Source organism: Streptomyces sp. NPDC127119 (assembly GCF_042677425.1).
In the GTDB taxonomy this organism is placed as follows: domain Bacteria; phylum Actinomycetota; class Actinomycetes; order Streptomycetales; family Streptomycetaceae; genus Streptomyces.
In genome coordinates, this window is the sequence record NZ_JBHXTO010000052.1 from 17,962 (window position 1) to 40,482 (window position 22,521).

Consider the following 22,521-nt stretch of genomic DNA (forward strand, 5'->3'; position numbering starts at 1 on the left):
GGGCACCCCTAGGGGATGTCACAGGTCGGCCGCAAAGCCGGGTCCGATGCCCCGGGCCCGGCACGTGACTCTGCGGGACCAGGTACGTTCGATTACGTGGCTGGATTCAGGATCGGACGCGGCCGGGACAACCGCACGCAGCAGGCGCCTCCGCAACAACAGCGGCAGCAGCCGTACGGACAGCAGGCCCCCCAGGGCGGCCCGTCGTACGGCTATCCCCCCGCGCCCGGGACCAACCCTCAGCAGCCCCGGTACGGCGGTGGCGGCGGCAACGGCCCGCAGCAGTGGCCGCAGGGCGGCGGACACCCCCAGGGGAACGGACACGGTGAGCCGGAGTACTTCGGCGACCCGGGCCACCCCCCGCAGGGCCGTCACCCCCAGGGTCACCAGCCCCGCGGTCACCAGCCGCAGGGCCACGACCCGTACGCGGCCAACCAGCCGGGCCACACGACGGCGTTCTCCGTCGGCGAGGACCCGTACAACCAGGGCGACACCTACCGTGCGGGCAGCACGCCCGCGCCGCCCGTCGGCCCGCCCCTGCACTGGAAGGAACTGCTGAGCGGCGTCGTCATGCGCCCGAACCAGACCTTCCTGCACATGCGTGACTACACGATGTGGGGCCCCGCCCTCATCGTCACGTTCCTCTACGGCCTGCTGGCCGTCTTCGGCTTCGACGGCGCCCGCGCGGACGCCATAAACGCCACCCTGTCGAACGCGGTCCCCATCGTCCTGGTGACGGCGGTCGCGATCGTGCTCAGCGCGTTCATCCTGGGCGTGGTCACCCACACCCTGGCCCGCCAGCTCGGCGGCGACGGCGCCTGGCAGCCCACGGTCGGCCTCTCCATGCTGATCATGTCGCTCACGGACGCGCCGCGCCTGGTCGTCGCGATGTTCGCGAGCGGCGACGCGCCCTTCGTCCGCATCCTGGGCTGGGCGACCTGGGTGGCGGCCGGCGCGCTGTTCACGCTGATGGTCGGCAAGTCGCACGACCTGCCGTGGCCGAAGGCCCTGGGAGCGTCGGCGATCCAGCTGATCGCCCTGCTGTCGATCATCAAGCTGGGCACGTTCTAGCAGCCCCGCAGACGCTCTGCGCACGCCCTGCGGGAGGGAGGCCGGCCGCTCGCGGTCCGGCCTCCCGGCATGTCCGGCCCCGGACGGCACGACCGGGTGCCCGGCCCGTCCGGCGGGAGCACCATGGAAGCCATGGACGCTACGAAAGCCATGCACGCCATGCCCGCCACGGACGCACGCGAAGCCGCTCAGGAGGTCAGCGCACCCGGCCGCGTGGCCGCCCCCGGCGAGGGCATCAGCCACGAGGAACTCGCCCTCGCGGCCCGCAACCACGGCCTCCCCCTGGAGGCCCTGCGCTACGACGTGACCCCGCCCGGACTGCACTACATCCTCGTCCACTACGACATACCGGCCGCCGACGCCGACACCTGGACCCTCAGGATCCACGGCCGCGTCCGTACGCCCCTGACCCTGGACCTGGCCGCCCTGCGCGCCCTCCCGCCGGTCACCCACCGCGTGACGATGGAGTGCGCGGGCAACGGCAGGGCCCGGCTCGCCCCCCGCCCCGTGAGCCAGCCCTGGCTGGTCGAGGCGGTCGGCACGGCGGACTGGACGGGCGTACCCCTGCGGACGCTGCTCGCCGAGGCGGGCGTGCGGCCGGACGCCGTCGAGGCGGTCTTCACGGGCGCCGACCACGGCGTGGAACGCGGCGTCGAGCAGGACTACGGCCGCAGTCTGACGGTCCAGGACGCCACCGCCGCCGACCCCGAGGTGCTGGTGGCGTACGAGATGAACGGCGCCCCGCTGCCGCCGCAGCACGGCTACCCGGTGCGGCTGATCGTCCCCGGCTGGTACGGCATGGCCCATGTGAAGTGGCTGACCGACATCGAGCTGACCGACGTCCCCTTCACGGGCTTCCAGCAGGCGGTGGCGTACCGCTTCCGCCGGTCCGCCGACGAGCCGGGCGACCCGGTGACCCGTATCGCCCCACGCGCGCTGATGATCCCGCCCGGCTTCCCCGACTTCATGTCCCGCACCCGGGTCGTACGCCCCGGTCCCGTGCGGTTGGAGGGGCGGGCCTGGTCGGGCCGCGCGCCGGTCACGAAGGTCGAGGTCAGCGCGGACGACGGCGCGTCCTGGCAGGCCGCCGAACTCGCCGCGGCGGACGGTGGTCCGTGGTCCTGGCGGCACTGGCACACGCCCTGGACGGCGACCCCCGGCCGCCACGTCCTGACGGCCCGCGCCACGGACGCCGAGGGTACGGCCCAGCCGCTCACCCCGCCGTGGAACCGGGGCGGCTTCGCCAACAACGAGGTCCAGCGGATTCCGGTGGTCTGCCAGTAGCCGGACAGCCGGAGGCGCAGCCGTCACCGCGGCTCAGGCGGCGGCTTCCACCAGGGCGTGCCGGGTGGTGAGCCACACGCTCGCGTCCGACGCGACGCGCGCCTGCCGCGGCCCGCGGAACCCGAGGTGCCGCAGCTGGTCCCCGTGCCGGGCGGACATGGTGACCGCGACGGCGGTGGCGTCCCGCGCGTCGACGGCCCGCAGCCCCGGAGCCAGCAGCGCGTCGACCACCGTACGGTCCCAGGCCTCCGTCTCGTCCGGAGCGCAGACGGCGATCAGCGTCCAGTACGGCGTGGACCGGTCGGGCCCGGCCGCCGTCAGCACGGTCGACAGGAACGGGTGCTGCGGCAGGCAGAAGGCGGGCTCGGCGGCGGAACGGCCGGTGGGGAGTTCACGGGAGAGCACGCTCCTGAGGTGCGGGCCGGGAGGATCGGTGCCGGTTCCGGGCGGCAGCCAGATCGCGGCGGCCAGCAGCGTGCCGTCGTCGTCCCGCTCGGCCACCCACACCTGCCCCTTCTCCAGGGCGTGATGGGCCAGCACGAGCCGCATGGCGCGCTGAGCCTGCTCCGAGTACCCGGCGGAGCTCTGCGTGATCAACCGCGCCACGGCGGGTACGTCGACGAGTCCGGCGGCGCGCACGGCGGCCCGTACGGGGATTTCAAGAGTGGTCATGGTCATTTTCTACGTTCACTACCTTTCAGAGAGCGGCCCGGCTCATGCCGGTGAGATTGACAATGCCGGTCAGTCTGCCGACACCTTCGGCCCCTGCCGCCTGGACATCCTGGATGTGGGCCTTCTGCTCCACTCCGGTCCGCGGCAGGCTGAGCAGGACGACTCCGCGGGCGGCGGCTGCGGCCCCGACGAGGGCCAGCAGCCCTCCGAGCCCGCCGAACCCTCCGTACTGCACGCCCTCGCCGAGCAGGGTGACGCCGATCGCGGACGCGGCGACGGGGTTGACCAGGGTGAGCACGGCGAGCGGCCCGCCGAGACCGCTGCGGTACGCCTTCTGGGAGAGCAGCACCCCCGCGGTGGCGAATCCCACGGTCAGGACGGCCACCGCCGCGAGGCCCCAGCTCGGCGCGGACCCGACGGCGAGCTTCTGTGCGAGCGTCGAGCCCACCCCGGAGGTGATACCCGAGGCCGCCGCGAAGGCGAGACCGCCGCCCGGGGTGGCGGCCCGGCCTGCGCCGCGACCCGAGCCGCCGAGACGGACGAGCGCCACGACGGCACCGGCGGCGGCGAGCGAGACAAGAAGCACTTCCCCCGCCCCCAGCGTGTCGACGGGCGCGCCGCCGGACGCGGTGGCGGCGAGCAGCGCGACGAGTCCGACAAGGGTGAAGACCATCCCGCGCCACTGCCTGCCGGAGGTCCGACGGCGGGTGACCAGCGACCCGAGCGGCACCGCCACCACCAGACTCAGCGCGCCGAGCGGCTGTACGAGGGTCAGCGGCCCGTACCGCAGGGCCACCACGTGCAGCAGCGCCCCGCCGCCGTTGAGGGCGACGGATCCCCACCAGGACGGGCGGGCCAGCGTGGACCGCAGACTCGCGGTACCGGCGGCGGTCCGTTCCTGGACCACGGCGGCGGTGGCGTAACAGACGGCGGAGACGAGGGAGAGGCCGACGGCCAGCAGTACTGCCACGGTGCCCCTCACGCCTCTCCAGGTCAATTCCCGGGTCGATCGATACGAAACGGTTTCGTACACACAAACTACGGAAGCCGGAAGCGAAACGCAAGCGTTTCTATAGAGGGTGTGCCACCCGACCGAAGCGGGCACGGACTGTCGGGTCCGGCACGGTACGACGTTCCTAACGTGGAGGACGCAAAGGAAGGAGGCCGAGTTGCTGGAGCGACTGAACGAGGCTCTGGAGCACATCGAGTCGCGTCTCGACCAGCAGGTCGAGGTGACCGAACTGGCACGGATCGCGATGACGTCGGAGTACCACTTCCGACGGCTGTTCTCCGCGCTGGCGGGGCTCCCGCTGTCCGAGTACATCCGGCGCAGACGGCTCACCGTGGCGGGCGCCGAGGTGCTGGCCGGGGAGCGGACGCTGCTGGAGATCGCGGTGCGGTACGGCTACGGCTCGGGCGAGGCGTTCGCGCGGGCGTTCCGCGCGGTGCACGGCGTGGGCCCGGGCGAGGCCCGGAACACCGGCGCCACCCTGACCTCCCAGCCCCGGTTGTCCTTCCGTCTGGTCGTCGAGGGGAGCAGCAGCATGCGCTACAGGGTCGTACGGAGAGAGGCGTTCCAGGTGGTGGGGAAGAGGATCAGGGTGCCGCTCGTCCACGAGGGGATGAACCCGGAGATCGCGGGATTCATCCGGGGCCTGGCACCGGAGACGGTGCAACGGATCACCGCGCTCTCCGGTGAGGAGCCGCGAGGGATCGTGGGGGTGAGCGACAACCTGGACCCGAGCAGGGCGGAGGGAACGGAACTGGACTACTACCACGCGGTGGTGACCGGCACCGGGACGACCGTCCCGGAGGACCTGGACTCCCTCACGGTCCCGCCGGGCACGTGGGCGGTCTTCGAAAGCACGGGCCCGTTCCCGCTGGCACTCCAGCACATGTGGCGGGACGTGTTCACCCAGTGGTTCCCGTCCAACCCGTACCAGAGCAGGCCGGGCCCGGAGATCCTCCGCACCCACCTGTCCGCGGACGGCACGGAGGCGGACGCGGAACTGTGGATCCCGGTGGACCGAACGACGGCCTGACGGCTCGACGGCTTAACGGCTTGACGGCTTGACGGCTCGACGGCTCGACGGCTTGACAGCTTGACGGCATTACGGCATTACGGCATTACGGCTTGACGGCGTCACGGCCTGACGGGGCAGGTGCTCGGCCCCTGGACGTCAGGCGTCGAGCACCTGCCCCGCCCGCTTCACGACGGGCGGCTCGACACTCCACGGGAAGTTGATCCACTCATCGGTGCGCCTCCACACGTACTCGCACTTCACCAGGGACTGCGACTTCTCGTAGATGACCGCGGAGCGCACCTCGGCGACGGCGTCGACACAGAAGTCGTGCACGAGCTTCAACGTCTTGCCGGTGTCGGCCACGTCGTCCGTGATCAGCACCTTCTTGTCGGAGAAGTCGATGGCGTTGGGGACGGGCGCGAGCATGACCGGCATGTCGAGAGTGGTCCCGACCCCCGTATAGAACTCCACATTCACGAGGTGGATGTTCTTGCAGTCGAGGGCGTAGGCGAGCCCGCCGGCCACGAAGACACCGCCGCGGGCGATGCTGAGCACGATGTCGGGCTCGTACCCGTCGTCGGCGATGGTCTGGGCAAGCTCACGAACGGCGGCCCCGAAGCGCTCGTACGTCAGATTCTCCCGCACGCCGCTCACGTTCCCCTCGCTCCCGCTCACACCTGGGTCCGATGGAAGTTGAGGAAGGAGCGGGAGGCGGTCGGACCGCGCTGCCCCTGGTAGCGGGACCCGTAGCGGTCGCTGCCGTACGGGAACTCGGCCGGCGAGCTGAGCTGGAACATGCACAGCTGCCCGATCTTCATCCCCGGCCAGAGCTTGATGGGCAGGGTCGCGAGGTTGGACAGCTCAAGGGTCACGTGCCCGGAGAACCCGGGGTCGATGAACCCGGCGGTGGAGTGCGTGACGAGCCCGAGGCGCCCGAGCGAGCTCTTGCCCTCAAGCCGCGAGGCGAGGTCGTCGGGAAGCGAGATGACCTCGTACGTACTCGCCAGCACGAACTCCCCGGGATGCAGGATGAACGGCTCGTCCCCCTCGGGCTCGACGAGCCGCGTCAGGTCCGCCTGCTCGACGGAGGGGTCGATATGGGGGTAGCGGTGGTTCTCGAACACCCGGAAGTAGCGGTCGAGCCGCACATCGATGCTTGAGGGCTGCACCATGGATTCGTCGTAGGGGTCGATCCGCACTCGCCCGGCGTCGATCTCGGCCCGGATGTCCTTGTCAGAGAGAAGCACGCCCCGAGGATACGCAGAGCCCGCGGGCCCACCACAATCCGGTGATCGTGGCGACCCCACGGGCTCCTGAACCACTGCGTAACGCGACCTGCTGGCTTACTGGCCCACTGGCTTACTGGACCTACTGCCCCACTGGCTGCCCGACCGCGTCGTTGCGGTCAGCGCTTCTCGAACTCCACGGGTACGACGTTGCGGAGCCGGGTGCAACGGGGACAACGGATCAGCCGGCCAGGACCGAGCCGATCGGCCTGCTGCATCGGAAGTGATGCGGTGCTGAATACGTGCCCCTCGGCACAACGGACGACGGTGCTGCGTTCCATCAAGTCCTCAGAGTCCCTTCCCCAAGAGCCGCGTCTGACTGAAGAGGAAGCCACATTACGGGATGAAAGGGACGGCCTTCCAGGCGGCACTCCGATCCCGCCTGACCCCTCTCCAGCGCCTCCACCGTACGCCTCAACTCCCGCGCCTCGCAGCCCCGTCCAACCCCCGAAACACCGCTGGGCCCCACGGCTTCAGCGCCGGGGGCCTGGCATGAGGTATGGTGAATCCGCGTTTCCGACACCGGCACGAACGACACGAATCCGGCGTCTTACGCGGGTGTAGTTTAGTGGTAGAACATCAGCTTCCCAAGCTGAGAGTGCGAGTTCGATTCTCGTCACCCGCTCCACGCAGAACCCCCAGGTCGTCGACCCGGGGGTTTCTTGTTGCCCGGGCGGAGGGAGAACCGGGGGCGGGGCGCAGGTCCCCCGCTGTGGCGCTCCGCACGCTCGCGACGCCTGCGATTCATCCCTCTCCAGCGCCTCGGGACGATCTCGCACGGGACCCTGCCAGGACTCGTCGACCGGACAGGCACACCTCCACGGTCACAGCGGAAGGGGGCCCGTACGCTGACCGCATGAAGCGGTTGATCGTCGCAGCAGGAGGGGAGGGCGACGCTGTCGCCGCCGCCATGCTTCACACCGCCCTCTACGGCGACGAGGACCAGACGGTGATCCTCACGTACGCGTGGAACCGCCTTCTCATCGACCCGGTACCGGGCCCCCGAGGACCGAACAACTTCACCGGCCTCGAACGACTCAACCCCCGCCGTCTGGACGGTGCCGGCGAACGCCCGCCCGATCCCACCGGCAGGTTCCACACTCCCCCGTCTCGCGGCAGAGCCCCCACACACGTTCGCGCTGATCGATGCCCACCACGGCGCCAAGGGCATCACGTGCCAACTCGAAGAACTGATCAGCCACCTGTCACCGGAGTCGATCGACCTGCTCGACGTGGGAGGCGACATCCTCGCGCGAGGCGACGAGCCGACGCTGAAGAGCCCGCTCGCGGCATGCTGCCAGGTGAACGCACCTGTCCGGCGACTGATTGCCGGCCCCGGCCTCAACGGCGAGCTGCCGCTCGCCGACTTGCGCGCCCTACTCGGCTCCCGCATCCACACTTTCACCGCGCCGGACGTGGAGTCGGTCAGCTCGGTCCTGGAATGGCATCCGTCCGAGGCCACCAGCATGCTGGCCGCCACCGCCCGAGGCGTACGCGGCACCTGTGAGGTACGAGACGCAGGCCTCCCCCTCGCACTCACGGACGAAGGCCCAACCGTCCACGAGGCCGACCTGGACGAGGCGGCCACCCGCAACCAACTGGCCCGCGCCATCATGGCAACCGAAACCCTGGACGAGGCAGAGGCGCACAGCCGGGAGATCTACGGCGACTCGGAGATCGACTACGAACGCAACAAGGCCGCATGGCTCAAGGACCAGCCGCCTGCGGACCTGACCCCGCGAACTGTCTTGGCTCAACTCGACAAGTTCGAGGCGGAGGCCCGGCGCCGCGGAGTCACCCACACCACGTTCCGCCACCTCACCGAAGCCCTGAACCTCAACGGCTCTCAACGCGAGGACCTGCGCCAACTGCTCATCAACAGCCGCCCGGAGCGGTACACGGCACCTCTATGGGCAATCCCGCCGAATGATCGTGAGCCCACAGCGTGAGCGCGTTCAGCAGCAACCTCGATCTGCATGCAGAGGACGTGACAGGCACTGGCACCGAGGTCGACGTCGCAGTCAACCTGCTGAACGGCGACATCAGGCTGTCGATCCTCTGGACACAAGAGATCCTGCTGTCCGCCGACAGCGCGGACCAAGTGGCCCTAGCCCTTCAACAGGCCGCAGAGCAAGCGCGCAGGATCGCAACGAACACCACACACAAAAAGAGCCCCAACCAGGCCCAGCCAAAGCCTGAATAACAACTTTCTCTACGGGTTCAAGGCGGCTCCCTCCGCTCCCCGCGGCGACCCGGCCGTCCGCCGGGCCTGCGCTCCTACCTCGGTCCCGCCGGCCGCCCGCACCGCGCGGCATCAGCAAAATACTCAACGTGGCTCGTTACACCGATCCCTCATAGGCTCAGGAATCAGTAATGACCCAGTTCCAGGGCAGGCCACTCCTGTCGCGCAATACCACTGGAGAGCGCAACCTACCAGCTCCCTGGACAGCTTTTTGCAAAGCTACCTGCGAGTCCTTTGTCACGCTAAGCGCTCGCTGTACTGTCTCTCGCCGCTCAACATGCCCTCTCGGCTCATCGTCGAGAAATCTAATTTCTAGAGCGTCCGAAATCTTCACCTTACCAGCCAAAAGTTCGGCGTCTCCGTCTCGAAGCATCCTCGCAGCTCTACTCGCAATCACATCGAACCCAAGAGCGATAGAGACCGCTTGAGTGCAGAAGTCCAGCAAATTTTGCGGCTGCACGTTAGCTTCCGGATTATGCGCAGCCGAATGGCGAAGACGCATAGCTTGATCATACGCCGACTTCAATGGCAGGCTACCCGCGCCACAGCGGCTCGCCACGCGTGACATTTCATTCCATGCATCCTGAGCATTAAAGGCAGTAAGAATATGCGCAATCTCGGAACTGCCCACATTCGACCCTAGGTATCCTAGGCTGTAGCGGCTTAGCTGCAGTGAACCTCCGGCAGTGCTAGCGACGTGGCTAGCAGCAGCCTGCAGCAGAGCTAGAGCGTCTTCGCCCGAGTTTTTAGCCATCTCTGCTCGAGCTCGAGCAGCCTTCATTGCACCCATTGTGGCGGCATCTCTCAGAAGTGCAGGAAGATCAGAGAAGGGGACCACTGTTCTACTGACAAGATCGAGGAGTTCGCCAGTTCGGGCACGAATGAAATCTTCCAGAGAGGTGAACGCAACAACCATAAGGCCGTTCCTCAACAGCTTGGCCCTGTCGTTGTGCTCAGCGTCCGTCAGTAAACGGTCGATCAAGATTGGATCACTGGTCGCCTTCTGAATTGCCTCAATCCTACGAAGCAAAGCATCGTGACAAAACATTACTGGAGCCCCGATTTCTCCCTAGAACGACGAGACCAGGTCCCAGACTTTATCAATCCTATAATGCACACGCGAAGCAGTGTTAGTGGACACCCTGACAGAATTGTCGAACTGCGGATCCGTAAACAGATCACGCGTACCTTGCAAAACCTCATTCTTTCTCGAAATCATTGAGGTAATGCGCCGATCGTCGGCCAGCGTCACAGCAACCATTTGCGCGTCGAACATGCCCGCCAACATCTGGTCGCGCCAACCCTGACCGTCTGGCCGTTTGAAAGCGTACTCTCCCCAGACCGCTTCACAGGACTCAAGAGCCCTATTGAACTGGGACCTCAAGATACCGATCTGGCTCTTTTTGATCCCAGCATTGCGCTCCATGAAGGCATCCATGGAATGTCGATAGTCTCCAGAGAAACTCTGCCACTCCCCGGCAAGAACGAGGTACCGAAGAACAAACTCGGCATCCGTCATCAGATTATAAGCCGACGATTTATTGTCGCGGATCTTAAGCTGCCTGCGAAGGAACGAGGCTTCCGCTAGCTCCATAATGAGATCATTCAACGCGCCCCGATAGATGACGTTCCTAATCTCTTGCGCATTGAGCGGCTCACCACCCGAGTTCAAGCGATGAAATACTTCATATTTAGTCGAACGGTCGGACTGCCTAAGGATCGTAATGGCGCGGATGTACGGACGAACAGTGAGTGAGTTCTGAAGCTGACTGGGAAGTTCCGAGAACTTCAACCCGCTGATTTCATGGAACCTATCAAGAGGACTCAGAAGAAATCGGTCCGTCATGAAATCACGAATGGCCGTAATGCGCTGCTTACCATCGATCACCGAATAGCTTCCATAATCGTCCTCCGATAGGTAGACAGGAGGAACTGGCACATTGAGCAAAAATGATTCGATAAGTGCAGATTGACGACGAACATCCCAACGCTCACGCCTTTGGAATTGAGGAGATACATCGATGGCTCCGGTCTGCGCCATCTGAGAAACCGTCTCCAGTGACAGATCAGCCGCCTGAATTACGAGAGCATTCTGGGCGATCTTGAACTTTTCAACAATTTCCGCTTCACTCGCCACTGTGTTCTCCATGGTCAGTCACGCTGCATGTGCAGTCAGTCAATTCTGCCCCATCTGTGGTTGGAATCGCTGCCCTTTCCTCCAACTTTGAGGTGCGTAGCTGCCTGACAACGGTGACCAACAACGGCGGATGAGCGCGAACGTCTACGGACCATCAGCGCAGGTGAGAGCCACTCCGGCCCAAGGCGGCGCCCCCACTCAAGTTGCTTCGAGACAAAGAAGTCTGTGCCCAAGGCTTCGTCACCCTGTTTCCGCCGTCGCCACATGCTCTGACGGACGTCACCAGGCAGCGTGGCTGAGGCCGGTGGGAGTACAGCGAGACAGACGCGCGCCTGATCCGTTGACGCCCCGCCATCATGGCTGACTGTCATCGGCTGAGATACGAGCACCAGCCATCCCCTGCATCCGGATAGTTCGAGGGCGTGAAGCTGGCGGACTGATCGAGGTGGAACGCGGGGCCCGGAGCTTTCGAAGTCCAACCCTCACGCAGGACAAGCCGAACAACCGCGGCAACACCGCGTGGCAGTACAGGCTCAGCCTCGCGACCGATTCAGTTGCTTGGATGCGGCTGGTCGGTGGTGATCACGAGCGTCATGCCCGGGGTGTCCGCATGCTCGACTGCGTACGTGCATGGCGACCAGGTCAGTCCCTGCTAGTACGTTGGCCGACCGCTCAAGCGCCAGCGGTAGGCCGTGCCGTCGACAACGATCCGTCGTGAGCCCTTGCGGATCAGCGCCATGACTCCACCTTCAACAGCGAAGATGCTAGCGAAACCGGTGCCGCCGTCCACCTCAGTTTCCGTCTCATTCAGCGCTGTTCGCAGCCGTTCAGAGGGGACCGAATCCTGTAGCCGCTCTATCGACCGGCCGTCCATGAACGCAGGTGAACCGCCCTGTACGCGGCACTGCGAAGGACCACCACAGTTGGAAAGCATGCCCCTACGGTCCACGAGCGCCAGTGATTGGTGCGCGGTCGGCGCTGGCAGGTCTCGCTCTTGGCCATCGACGAAGCCCGACCGTCGGTTAGGCCCAGGATTCTCCTGGGCCACCCCCAGACAGAACCGGGGATGCACCTGCTCTGGAGAGCTGGACACCTCGGAAACCGACCGCGCACCCAAGACCCTAGCCACGACCACTGACAACCAAACCAGGCCACCGTCCGCTCAGCCTGTAATTGGGGCGGGGGCTCTCGTTGTCTGGACAGAAGACCCCCGGAGGACGGGGCATCGCCATCCGCTGCGCGAAGTACGAGAGGGCCGCGACAGTCTGTGGCCCCGGCTACCTGCGGCGGCGTACGTACCAGATCGCGGTCAGCACCACCAGGAGCGCGAGCACGAACGACCAGACGGTTGTCGCTGTGTCGTAGGACGAGTACACGATGGCCAGCATGCGTGGGCGGGTGCCCGGACCGGGCTGAGCGACTCACGGGAGGCGGCTCCTGTCCGGAGCCGCCTCCCGTCCTCGGTGCGCTACACCCGATCCTGGAAGACGCAGTTCCACACGTGCGTGCCCGCGACCGTGCCGTCGGGGTGTATCGCCTGCAGGGTGTAGAAGTGCGTGGTGCCCCGCTCGGCGCTGGTGTCCGTGTATCTGCGGGTGTCCGGTGACAGCAGGTCCGTGTGCAGGGGCTCGTACGTCTTCGTCGTGGGGTTCCAGCGGGTGATGCGGTAGCCCGCCACCGTGTCGCATTCGGTTGCCCTGGTGCAGTTCCAGCCGACGGACGGGCCGTCCTCGGTAGGGCCGCCGATCACGGTTCCGTTGGCTGTGGGGCCGAGTTCCCAGTTGCGGGTGACCGTCACGGACGGCCTGACGTCCAGTTCGGTGGCCTCGACGGGGGTGACCTTCGGGTCGCTCGGGTGCAGGGCGTTGCCCCAGCGGTCCCTGGCGACGATCGCGTACACGTACGTCTCGCCGTCCGGCAGGTCGCCGCAGAGGACCGCGAGCGGGTCGCTCGTGCCCTCCCGGCAGTCGGCGGTACCGAGCCACTTGATCGTGCCGTCGGTCTGCCGGACTCCGGTCCATCCGTCGTAGTGCTCGACATCGTCCTCGGTCAGGGCCGCCCAGCTCAGCAGGATGCCGTCGGCGCGCGGGGTGGCCCGCACGTCGGTGACCGGGCCGGGCGCGACGCGGTCGCCGGTGCGGACGACGAGCGGGGCGGACGGGGCCGACTCGTTGCCGGCCGGGTCGACCGCCGCGACCGCGTACGTCACGTACGTGCCCGCGGGCATGTCCACGTCCTCGCAGATGCCGCCGGTGCTGGTCTCGTCGCTCTCCTCGGCGCAGGTCACGCGGGTGCGCGTGGCCGGGTCGAGGGTCTTGCCGGGCGAGCGGTAGACGCGGTACGTCCCGCCGTTGGAGAAGTCCTCGTCGAAGCCGTCGGGCTGCTTCCAGTACACCTCGGTGTGGCCGACGCGCGCGATGGAGTCGAGGGAGACCGGGGACTTCGGCGGGGTCCGGTCGACGCCGTCGCCGGTGACGGTGGCGTACGGCGACGGGTTGCCGAGCGCGTCGAGGGCGCGGACCCGGTAGTAACGGGTGGTGTTCACAGGCGCGTTGGCGCGGTACGTCGTCGTGGTCGTCGTGCCCAGCAGCTCGAACGGGCCGGTGGCCGTGGAGGCCGCGTGTATCTCGTACGTCGCGGCGTCGGCCGATCCCTGCCAGGCCAGGTTCGACCACCACGCGTCACCGGTGACCGTGAGAGCGGTCGGCGCCGCGGGGCCCGTACGGTCCACGCTCGCGACGGTGACGTCGGAACTGCCGGTCGACTCGCGGCCCGCCTTGTCGACGGCGCGGACCTCGTACAGGAAGGTCTGGCCCGTGGCCGGTGTCGCGTCCACGAAGGACAGGGAGGTGACCGGCGCCGAGCCGCTGACCTTCGCCCACGGGGCGGTGCCCAGCCGCCGGTACACGCGGTAACCGGCGAGGTCCATCTCGTTGTTCGCGTTCCAGCGCAGGATGGTCTTCGTGGTGTCCTGGTTGTAGTTGCCCCTGAAGTCGGCCGGGGCGAGCGGTTTGACCGTGTCGACGGCGGCCTGCGTGCGCGGGGCGTACGTGAACGCGGCCTGGGCGGCGCCGGTCCAGGCGACGTAGTCCACGCGGAGCGTGTGCTTGCCGGCCGGGACGGTCAGGTCGACGGTCTTGCGGGCGGTGGTGGAGACGTTCTTCCACAGGTTGATCTTCCGTACGCCGTCGACGTAGACGCGCATGCCGTCCTGCGTGGCGGCGGAGAGCCGGAAGGGGCCGCCGGAGCCGAAGTCCCGGGTGAGGGACCAGCGGACGGAGAAGTTGTCCTTGGGCAGCGTGACGCCGGGCGGGTCGCCGTGTCCGTAGTTCTCGGCGATGACGGAGTCGCAGGCGGTCAGCTTCGGGGTGCCGCTGAAGGCGGAGTTGCCGAAGTACTGCGCCTTCCAGAGGGGAGAGGCGCAGGTGACGGCTGCGGAGGCGGGGGTGGCGGTGAGCAGGCCGCCGACGGCGACGAGGGCGGCCGTCGCGGCCACCGCGGTCGGCCGGGTACGAGTCAGCACGGAGAGTGGGGCCCTTTCCGGACCTTGGGAAAGCACAGTGGTGAGTGACGCCTGTGTGACCTGCGAGGTGGGGGCATGGTTGCCCCCACCTCCTCCCTTTTCGCCGCCCCTGCATCGGCAGGCCACGCACATGCCCGGAACTGTGGCTTCCATCACAGCGGATGGGATCTTGCCCTGGTGAGATCACCGGATGCTCGGTTTCCTCATCCGTCTCCTGCCGTTCTGGGTCCGTGAGCCCCTGCTCATCGTGCTCTGTTCTGTCATCGGCGTACGGATCATGTATCTCGCCGTCCACGACCACGACTGGGCCGCGGCGGGTATCGGCACGGCGTTTCTCGTGATCACAGCGGTCAGTGTCCACAGGGTGGTCCGGGCTCTGCGGGCGCGCCGGAATCCGAGTGCGGCAACCTCTGCGGTTACGGGTGCGGATGGGGCCACGGCAGCCGATGCTGTCACCCAGCCCCAGCCCCAGCCCCAACCCCGGCCGGCCACTCCCGAGAAGGAGCCCAACGCCTGGGGGCAGGCCGCCGCGGCCGTGGCCGTGTTCGGGGCGATCGCGGTCGGGCTGTGGGCGCTGCCGCGCTACATGCCGTCCACCGACAACACCCCGCCGCCGCCCTCCTGTTCGGACGGGTCGTCCCACGAGGAGCTTCCCAAGGCCTACAAGGGGTCACCCCGGCCGGTGACCAGTGCAGAGCTGTGCGAGGCGCTCAACCGGCCCGACCTGGCCGAACTCCTCGGCACGCCGGGAGAGACCGTGACCTCCGTCTCCAGCACCGACAACACCGCTCCCCTGACGGACGAGAAGGTCGCCGCTCCGGAGGCGGCGGTCACGTTCGACACGTACACCGTGAATTTCTCGGCGACCTACAACAAGCTGTCGATCGACCAGTACGTGAAGCTGATGAAGTTCGGGGACGAGACGGACGTCAGGGCGCTCACGGTGCTCGGTCGGCCCGCGGTCCTCTCCTCGGCGCACACCATGAAGTTCGAGATCGATCTCGGAGGCAGTGCGTCCGGCGGCCCGGTCGAGGAAGGCCCCCTGGCCAGGTCGGTGACCGTGGCGCTGGACCATGACGACCGGGGCGGCTACTGCGACATCACGGTATGGAGCACGTCCGGGACCCTCCCGACCGACAGCGTCCTCCTCGACATCGCCGAAAGGGTCCTTCCGAAGATCCCCGAACGGTCCTGACGACGACCCTGGCAACGGCACCGGCACCGGCGCTGGCACCGGCACTGATACGGCCACCGTGGCGGCTGTCCGCCAGGTCATCGGCTACGTCGCAGCCCTCACGCGGCGGCTGCCGAAGCCGCGCCGGCTCAGCCACACGTACGCCCCCATGGCCAACGAGGCTCGTGCCATGAAGTCTGCCCACAGCCAGAGGAGTTGGGTGGTGGGGGACGTTCCCCAGGCTGCCCACAGGAGGGCCGTCATGAGGACGGCAGTCGTCGCCAGGACGAGTGCGTAGCCCACGGCCGCCGTGCGGTGTCGGCCGAGCCATGTGCCCAGCAGGCCCGCGGGGATCTGCACCGTCACATGGAAGCCCACGCAGCTGAGCAGGACCGCCAGGTGGATCATGAACGGCGGCACGTCCGCCGAGGGATCGCTCGCCGGGGCGGCGCCGTACGCGTCCAGCGCCCAGGTCGGTGGCACGACGAAGGTGAGCAGCAGCAGCGCCCCGCTCAGATGCATCGCCGCAAGGTGTGCTGCCGCCCGGCCCGGCGTCCGACTCCCGGGCCCTGAACCGCCGCCCTCTGTACTCACGCTCGGGCCCCTCGATCTCTCCCGCACCATCCAGCACCGCCGCGTCCCGCACCGCCGCATCGCGGAACCGCCGCGTCGCGGGATCAACAAGCACAGTACGCGTGTCACCACCGGGACGGATGGGGCCCCCGATGAGGTGATTCCGGCTGTCGGACGGCCAGTTGTCCGCGTACCTCTTCGGGATTGTCCTTGATCCGTAACGGGGGCGTCCGGACGGCTTTGTTCCTCGTACTGTTCTGAATGTCGCCGGGTGACCGGGGAGTTGGTGGGTAACTTCGGGGGAGCGGGGCGGATATGGCGCGGCACAGTGGCGGACGCGGCTGGTACAGCAAGGTGCTCGGCGCGGCGCTCGGGGTGGCGATCGCCGCCACCGGTGCCTCGATCTGGACCGCGCAGGCCGGGGTCGTGGGCGGTTCGTCGAAGCCGGCCGCCTCGGAGACCGCCGTCAAGCCGGTCGCGGAGACCATCGTGCACGCCTCAGACAAGGGCGCGCGCGGGGTCAACATCACCATCGACGACGGCCCCGACCCCGTCTGGACCCCGCAGATGCTCGACGTGCTGCGGGAGAACGGCGTGAAGGCCACGTTCTGCATGGTGGGTACGCAGGCCGAGGCGCACCCCGATCTCGTGAAGAAGGTCGTCGCGGCCGGTCACCGGCTCTGCGACCACTCGGTGTCGCACGACACCACCATGGACAAGCAGTCCCAGGCCTACCAGAAGCAGCAGATCCTCGACGCCGAGCGCATGATCACCAAGGCGTCCGGGGGCGTACGGCCGATGTACTACCGGGCGCCGGGCGGTGCGTTCACCCCGTACAGCCGCAAGCTCGCCGCCTCCCACGGGATGCGTCCGCTGGGCTGGAACGTGGACACCAAGGACTTCGAGGGTCCGAGCGCGGCCACCATGGTCGCCACCGTCGAGCAGGAACTCCCCGACGGGCCGACGATCCTCTTCCACGACGCGGGCGGCGACCGCTCCCAGACCGTCGAGGCCCTGCGTCAGATCCTCCCCCAGCTCAAGGCGGAGGGCCACACCTTCGGTTTCCCTGTGCACTGATCACCCGTGCACTGAGCACCGTGCGCCGGCCGTTCCCCTTGACGGCCCGTGGCCCGTCAAGGGGAGTGACGTCAGCGCACGTCCACGTAGTCGCCCGTCGCGTTGGCCGCGGCCGTCGTCGACGTGGCGGTGAAGCTGTAGCGCCAGTAGCCGTCCGTGGCCGCCTTCACCGTGGTCCTCAGGTTTCCGGAGCTGTCCGTGGTGACCGTCTTCACGGTCGTGTACGCGGACGTCCCCTTCTTGCGGAACTGCAGTGTCACCTTCTGGGCCGAGTAGCCGTGGTGGCCGCCGCTCGTCTCCCAGTCCACCCGGGACAGCTTGCCCGTGACGGTCAGGGTCCTGCCCTTGGTCACCGGCTCGGGAGCCGCGTTGGCCGTCAGCTTCGCGTCACGCAGCAGGGCGACCGTCTTGGCCGCGTGGGCGTCGACGTGGCCCTTGCCGTCCGCCGACTCCGCCCACGCCGCCAGCTTCCACGTACCGGCGAGTGCGTTGCGCCCCAGCGTCCGGCGCGGCTCGATGTAGGCGAACTGTGTCTCGCAGGTGGAAGTGGTCGCGTTGGTCTTCGTGCAGGTCGCGGACCAGGACCCGTGGAGGACGGCGTCGGGGGTGTCGTACGAGCCCTTGTACAGGTACATGTCCCCGCCGGCGATCCCCGACGGGTCGGTGGCGGTGAACTTCGCCGTGAACTCCTGCAGCGGCTGGTCGGTCAGTTCGACCGCCTTGCCCCCGTTCACCACGACGTTCGAGATGCGGGTCGCGCCCACCGTCTCGTCGCCCTGCGGGGCCGGGCCCGCGAACGCCCGGGTGAGGGTGCGACGCAGGACGCCGCCCTGGTCGTCGGCGGCGGTGACGCGCAGCGAGACGAAGGAGGCCGTCGCGGGGACGTCGACCGTCGCCGAGCCGTCCGCCGCGAGCGCCGCGTCCGTCCAGGTCGCGCCGTCGTCCGTGGAGAAGGCGAGCCCGGTGACACGGGTGTTCGCCTGTGAGGCGTCCGTGCCGCGGGTCGTGGCGCTCGCCTCGATCCGTACGGGACCGGCGGCGGTCGCGCGGCCGTAGCCGTTCAGCGCCGGGACGGTCAACCGGGTGTCGATGAGCGGGAGTTCGCGGCCCTCCGCGTACTGCGAGCGGAACGTCCACTCGTTGCGCACGTCCGTGGACAGCCGGGCGTACGGGACACGGCGGTGGACGCGCTGGTCCAGGGTGTACGTCCCCTGCAGCGACTCCAGATTCCGGGTCGAGAGCGTGTCGTAGGCGTCGAGGCCGTCGGCCTGGGCGTGGACGACACCGTCCGAGGAGCTGAGTTTGTACGAGTACGTCGCGCGGCCGTCGGTTCCCGGGTGGCCGGCCGCGTCGCTGAAGGTGTTCGGCTCGTACAGCCAGATCTTGTCGAAGTTGCGCTGCGAGCCGCCTCCTTCACGGCGGAGCGGCTGGGCGGGCGTCGTGCCCAGGGTCTCGCCCGCGGCGGTTCCCGCGGACAGCCTGCGGTCCGGGAGGCTCAGGGTCGACTCGCCCGTGCCGTACGACAGCAGGCGGCCGTAGGTGATTCCGGCGGTGGCGTACTCGGTGACGGAACCGGCGACGGGCACCGCGGAGCCGATGTAGACGCCCGTCCACTCACCGAAGGACGGCACGCTCTGCAGGGAGGCGGTCGTCCGCGTGCCCGAGGCGGCCACCTTCGTGACGGTCTTCGCCAGGGTGGACGCGGCGACCGTCTTGACGGGCGTGGCGGGCACACTGCCGGTGAAGCTGTGCGTGAGGTCGTAGCGGTAGGGGCTCGGCACGTTCGCCGAGGCGCCCTTCTTGCCCAGCACCTCGTGCAGGCGCAGCGAGACACCGCTCAGCGAGAACGGGGTGACGTACACCTTGTCGGCCCCCGAGCCCGCGAAGCCCGCCAGGTCGCCGCCCGGGACGCTGATCCACACGGCGGACGCCTCACGGGTGGCCGTGGTGTCGTCGGTGCGGATCGCGGTCTCCTTGGCCGCGCGCTGGTCGAAGCTGACCGTCTTCGCCGCCGAACCGACCGTGAAGCTGCTGGTGAGCAGGTAGCTCGGCTCCATCCAGTCGTTGTGCAGCGCGACCGAGAAGTAGTCGCCCGGCGGCAGCTTCACGGTCGACGAGGCTCCGGTGCCGGTGCCGGGGACGGCGTACGACGTCCAGGTCCTGCGGTTCCAGACGTAGAACTGCTTGGACCGTACGTCGGCGTTCGTGATGCGCAGCTTGACCGAGTACGTCGCCGAGGCCGCCTTCGCCGACGTGGTGACGGCGGTCGTGGTGGCGCGCCGGGTGCCGTCCGCCTTCGTCGGCAGCGGAAGCGTCGCGGTCGTACCGTCGGAGGCCGACGTCCCGGTCGGCCGTACGGACACCGTGCCGTTCAGTGACGCCACGGAGTAGCGGGCTCCCCGGGCACCGGCCTGCGCGCCCGACGTCACCCGGACGTCCCGTCCGTCGACGAGTTCGACGCGGCCGTCGTCACCCAGCCCGGCACTCGGCTCGGCACTCCCTCCGGTGCTCCGTCCGGTGCGGAGTTCACCGCCCTCACCCTCGTTCTCCGCCGGCGAGACCACTCCCACTGTCGCCCGCCCACCGTCCGAAGCCGTCGCCGTCGCCGTCGCCGCGAGCGTCGGCGTGGGCGCGAGCAGCGCCGAGGCGGTCAGTGCCGCCCCGCACAGCCCCGCCGCCGTGGATCTTCGAAACCGCCGTGCGTGAAAATCGGACATCGATGGCCCCCCTGATGTTTCCACTTGAACGTCCCCTGGGACCGTCCCCGGCACAGCTGTCACGGGCGACGGCCAGCACACTCTAAATGGTGGTGTGCCGACGTTCCGTCAGGCGTTCCAGGCAGGTCATATTTCCGCAGGTCAGGACCCGTTTGAGCATTCCAGCGTCCCGTAATTCCCGGTGGAGTGGCGGATGGGACGGCGGGCGGCACAAGGTGGGGTCGTTCCCAGTACGGCGCCTCGCCGCGGACCACCCGCCGGGTGTGTGTCACCCACCCGATGTTCAGAGAAAGCAGTCCACCCATGCGTAAGAGCACTCGCCCCTTCTCCCGTACGGCCGCCTCCTCCCTCGCCGTCGCCGCCCTCGCGCTCGTCGGGTTCCAGGCGACCGGGCAGACCGCCTCCGCCACCACGGCCGGGACCGCGACCGCCAAGGCGTCCTCGATCGCCACCTGCACGACGGCGAACACCGAGGTGACCGTCGGCGCGGTGTCCCGGCCGATCAACCACCTGCTGCTGAAGGCCACCAACACCGGCACGAAGCCCTGCTACGCCTACAGCGCCCCCTTCCTGCGGGCCGGTGCCGACGCGCAGGCCCCGCTGCAGTGGGTCGAGGACAGCACTCCGCAGTCCGTGCTGGTGCTGGAGCCCGGCCGGTCCGCGTACGCCGGCATCCTGACGTACTCCCCCGACGGTGAGGGCGGCAGCCAGGTGAAGAACCTCGGGGTGATCTTCACCGACAGGAAGGGTCACGCGACCGCCACGGAGAAGACCGTGAAGCTGCCGGGCGGCGGTTCCTTCTTCAACAGCTCCGCCGCCGTCACGTACTGGCAGGACAACGCGGCGGACGCCCTCGTCTGGTGATCCAGGGGGCTCCCGTGATCATGTCACCGGTCTGTGACAGCGCTGTCCTGGTACGACGGCGGCGGGATCCCTTCGTCTCTCAGCACCCTCATAGTGATCGAGCGAGCAAGGACCGGGGGCCGGGACCGTCAAGGGCCCGGCCGCCCCGGCCGCACCTGCCGCCCTCTCCCACCACACCTCACGCAAAGGAACTTCATGTCTGGCAACCGTCGCAGGGCCTTCCTCGTCTCCGCCGTCGTCGTGGGCAGCGCGCTGCTGATGACCGCGTGCCAGGACACCGACGGCAAGGCCGAGGACAGCGGCGCCGGGTCGAGTTCCTCCTCCGCCGGTTCGGCGGACGACAAGGGCACACCGTCCGGCTCGTCGGGTGCGGGCGGCGACCAGGCCGCGGACAAGAACAAGGGCTCCGACGCGAGCAAGGGGTCCGGGAACACGGACGGCTCCGGCGTCGACACCGGTGACGGTACGCGGGAGAAGGTCGAACAGAGCTGCGGCGCCAACGACATCGCCTGGTCCACCAGGTCCGAGAGCCAGGCCGGCGGATACGTCCTGATCATGGCGAAGGCGAAGCCGGGGATCACCTGCTGGCTGCCCGCCGAGCTGCCGACCGTGGCGTTCGGGTCCGACGGCACCGAGGCGGGGCCCGCGGAGCAGAGCGCCGGCGAGCCGGTCAAGCTGAGCGGGAACGTCACCGCGTACGCCGGCGTGAACCCCAAGACCACCGGCGCGGACGGCGGCAAGGAGCTGGAGAGCATCATCGTCGCCGTCGGCAACGAGGACCCCGACCCGGTGAGCCTGCCGGTCGACACCATCACCGTCGACGAGCCGATCGTCACCAACTGGCACACCTCCCCCACGGACGCCGTTCCCTTCGGCTGACCGGACCGCGCGGGCGACGTTCTGAGTCGATGTGCCGTCGCGGCCCGTTCTTCACAGTGCAGGACGTATTCGACCCAGGAGTCTGTGATGAGCACCAGGACAGGACCCCAGCGATACCCCTCCGCGAGCCGTGCCAACTGGTACCAGGACGATTTCGGCGGTGACCCGATGGAGGTCAACGTCGTCGTCCTGCACACCACGGAGGGTTCCACCCTGCCCGGTTACGGGGGTGGCGCCTCCGCGCCGAACCTGACCGCGGTTCCCGACCTCGCCGCCAAGAAGCTGAAGTGGTACCAGCACTTCGACATCGAGACCTCCTCCCGCGCACTGGTCAATCTGTCCGGCGGAGTCGAGACGAACACCCTGAACGTGTGCCAGGTCGAACTGGTCGGCACCTGCGACCCGGCCACGCACGCGAAGTGGAAGACGGCGGGCCGGGCGCACATCTACTGGCCGGACGCGCCCGACTGGGCCCTGCAGGCGGTCTCCCGCTTCCTGGCCTGGATGCACGAGGAGCACGGCGTACCGCTGTCCGGCCCGAAGTCGTGGCCCGCGTACCCCGGTTCGTACGCGAACGGTGGCGGTCAGCGGATGTCGGGCGCGAAGTGGACCGCCTTCAAGGGCGTCTGCGGGCACATGCACGTGCCGGAGAACGTCCACGGCGACCCCGGCGCGATCGACTTCGCCAGGATCCTCAAGTACGCGAAGGCCGAACTGGACGTCGACGACGACACCCCGGGGACGACCACACCCACCGTCCCCGCCTTCCCCGGGCGCAAGTACTTCGGGACCGGGACGTCGAACGCGTACGTGCTGCAGCTCGGCAAGCAGCTGGTGAAGCGCGGCTTCGGCGACCACTACAAGGTCGGCCCGAGCAGGACGTGGGGTGAGGCGGACCGGCTGAACGTGCGCGACTTCCAGAAGTCGCGCAAGGAACTGCGCGGCGACGCCGACGGCATCCCCGGCCCCCTGACCTGGCGCCTGCTGTTCTCCTGAGC

The 22,521-nt window shown here is 68.2% G+C and carries 18 protein-coding genes, 1 tRNA gene and 1 pseudogene; 11 read left to right on the forward strand and 9 right to left on the reverse strand.

Going from position 1 to position 22,521, the window contains the following annotated elements:
* The first annotated feature begins 15 nt into the window (after positions 1-15).
* Complete coding sequence (locus ACFVH5_RS22395) at positions 16-1,071, forward strand: YIP1 family protein (RefSeq protein ID WP_385835371.1); 1,056 nt, start codon at positions 16-18, stop codon at positions 1,069-1,071.
* Between the two features lie 159 nt (positions 1,072-1,230).
* Positions 1,231-2,355, forward strand: a complete 1,125-nt coding sequence (locus ACFVH5_RS22400) for a sulfite oxidase (RefSeq protein ID WP_385835395.1) — start codon at positions 1,231-1,233, stop codon at positions 2,353-2,355.
* A gap of 33 nt (positions 2,356-2,388) precedes the next feature.
* Here the strand turns inward: ACFVH5_RS22400 and ACFVH5_RS22405 are convergent, their stop codons facing one another.
* Both ACFVH5_RS22405 and ACFVH5_RS22410 read right to left on the reverse strand, forming a co-directional pair.
* On the reverse strand, positions 2,389-3,027 hold the full coding sequence (locus ACFVH5_RS22405) for a hypothetical protein (protein ID WP_385835372.1): 639 nt from the start codon (positions 3,025-3,027) through the stop codon (positions 2,389-2,391).
* A 25-nt stretch (positions 3,028-3,052) separates the two neighbouring features.
* Positions 3,053-3,997, reverse strand: a complete 945-nt coding sequence (locus ACFVH5_RS22410) for a hypothetical protein (RefSeq protein WP_385835373.1) — start codon at positions 3,995-3,997, stop codon at positions 3,053-3,055.
* 199 nt (positions 3,998-4,196) lie between these two features.
* Here ACFVH5_RS22410 and ACFVH5_RS22415 point away from each other — a divergent pair, with 199 nt between their 5' ends.
* Positions 4,197-5,069: a GyrI-like domain-containing protein gene (locus ACFVH5_RS22415; RefSeq protein WP_385835374.1), complete on the forward strand. Its 873-nt coding sequence runs from the start codon at positions 4,197-4,199 to the stop codon at positions 5,067-5,069.
* A 138-nt stretch (positions 5,070-5,207) separates the two neighbouring features.
* On the opposite strand, the gene ACFVH5_RS22420 is transcribed toward ACFVH5_RS22415, so the two are convergent.
* Entirely contained in the window at positions 5,208-5,705 is a 498-nt protein-coding gene (locus ACFVH5_RS22420; protein WP_385835375.1) for a phosphoribosyltransferase, read from the reverse strand.
* Between the two features lie 17 nt (positions 5,706-5,722).
* Positions 5,723-6,298: a dCTP deaminase gene (dcd, locus tag ACFVH5_RS22425; protein ID WP_328495443.1), complete on the reverse strand. Its 576-nt coding sequence runs from the start codon at positions 6,296-6,298 to the stop codon at positions 5,723-5,725.
* 593 nt (positions 6,299-6,891) lie between these two features.
* Here dcd and ACFVH5_RS22430 point away from each other — a divergent pair.
* The 3 genes and pseudogenes from ACFVH5_RS22430 to ACFVH5_RS22440 all read left to right on the forward strand — a co-directional run bounded on the left by ACFVH5_RS22430 (position 6,892) and on the right by ACFVH5_RS22440 (position 8,540).
* A tRNA-Gly gene (locus ACFVH5_RS22430) sits at positions 6,892-6,965 on the forward strand.
* Positions 6,966-7,247: 282 nt separating this feature from the next.
* Positions 7,248-8,286, forward strand: a pseudogene (locus tag ACFVH5_RS22435) (DUF1152 domain-containing protein).
* Positions 8,283-8,540: a hypothetical protein gene (locus ACFVH5_RS22440; RefSeq protein ID WP_385835376.1), complete on the forward strand. Its 258-nt coding sequence runs from the start codon at positions 8,283-8,285 to the stop codon at positions 8,538-8,540. The pseudogene ACFVH5_RS22435 and the gene ACFVH5_RS22440 overlap by 4 nt, the downstream one beginning before the upstream one ends.
* 1,108 nt (positions 8,541-9,648) lie before the next feature.
* Here the strand turns inward: ACFVH5_RS22440 and ACFVH5_RS22445 are convergent.
* From ACFVH5_RS22445 to ACFVH5_RS22455, 3 genes are all read right to left on the reverse strand, one after another.
* On the reverse strand, positions 9,649-10,728 hold the full coding sequence (locus ACFVH5_RS22445; RefSeq protein ID WP_385835377.1) for a DUF262 domain-containing protein: 1,080 nt from the start codon (positions 10,726-10,728) through the stop codon (positions 9,649-9,651).
* A gap of 1,265 nt (positions 10,729-11,993) precedes the next feature.
* Positions 11,994-12,104: an MHYT domain-containing protein gene (locus ACFVH5_RS22450; RefSeq protein WP_385835378.1), complete on the reverse strand. Its 111-nt coding sequence runs from the start codon at positions 12,102-12,104 to the stop codon at positions 11,994-11,996.
* Between the two features lie 80 nt (positions 12,105-12,184).
* Positions 12,185-14,239 (reverse strand): PA14 domain-containing protein, encoded by a 2,055-nt coding sequence (locus ACFVH5_RS22455; RefSeq protein WP_385835379.1) that lies wholly within the window; start codon positions 14,237-14,239, stop codon positions 12,185-12,187.
* 190 nt (positions 14,240-14,429) lie between these two features.
* Here ACFVH5_RS22455 and ACFVH5_RS22460 point away from each other — a divergent pair, with 190 nt between their 5' ends.
* A complete protein-coding gene (locus ACFVH5_RS22460) occupies positions 14,430-15,434 on the forward strand; it encodes a DUF6215 domain-containing protein (protein ID WP_385835381.1) in 1,005 nt (334 codons plus the stop codon).
* A gap of 84 nt (positions 15,435-15,518) precedes the next feature.
* Here the strand turns inward: ACFVH5_RS22460 and ACFVH5_RS22465 are convergent, their stop codons facing one another.
* Positions 15,519-15,935 carry a hypothetical protein gene (locus ACFVH5_RS22465; protein WP_385835382.1) on the reverse strand — a complete coding sequence of 139 codons (417 nt, stop codon included), beginning with the start codon at positions 15,933-15,935 and terminating at the stop codon, positions 15,519-15,521.
* A gap of 366 nt (positions 15,936-16,301) precedes the next feature.
* Between ACFVH5_RS22465 and ACFVH5_RS22470 the strand changes: the two genes are divergently transcribed.
* Complete coding sequence (locus ACFVH5_RS22470; protein WP_384806009.1) at positions 16,302-17,063, forward strand: polysaccharide deacetylase family protein; 762 nt, start codon at positions 16,302-16,304, stop codon at positions 17,061-17,063.
* Between the two features lie 71 nt (positions 17,064-17,134).
* Here the strand turns inward: ACFVH5_RS22470 and ACFVH5_RS22475 are convergent, their stop codons facing one another.
* Entirely contained in the window at positions 17,135-19,780 is a 2,646-nt protein-coding gene (locus ACFVH5_RS22475; protein ID WP_385835383.1) for a hypothetical protein, read from the reverse strand.
* Positions 19,781-20,083: 303 nt separating this feature from the next.
* Between ACFVH5_RS22475 and ACFVH5_RS22480 the strand changes: the two genes are divergently transcribed.
* From ACFVH5_RS22480 to ACFVH5_RS22490, 3 genes are all read left to right on the forward strand, one after another.
* Positions 20,084-20,644 carry a DUF4232 domain-containing protein gene (locus tag ACFVH5_RS22480; protein WP_385835384.1) on the forward strand — a complete coding sequence of 187 codons (561 nt, stop codon included), beginning with the start codon at positions 20,084-20,086 and terminating at the stop codon, positions 20,642-20,644.
* Between the two features lie 195 nt (positions 20,645-20,839).
* Complete coding sequence (locus ACFVH5_RS22485; protein WP_385835385.1) at positions 20,840-21,523, forward strand: DUF4232 domain-containing protein; 684 nt, start codon at positions 20,840-20,842, stop codon at positions 21,521-21,523.
* 87 nt (positions 21,524-21,610) lie between these two features.
* Positions 21,611-22,519, forward strand: coding sequence for a peptidoglycan-binding protein (locus tag ACFVH5_RS22490; RefSeq protein ID WP_385835386.1), 909 nt, complete (start codon positions 21,611-21,613; stop codon positions 22,517-22,519).
* The last annotated feature ends 2 nt before the right edge of the window (positions 22,520-22,521 follow it).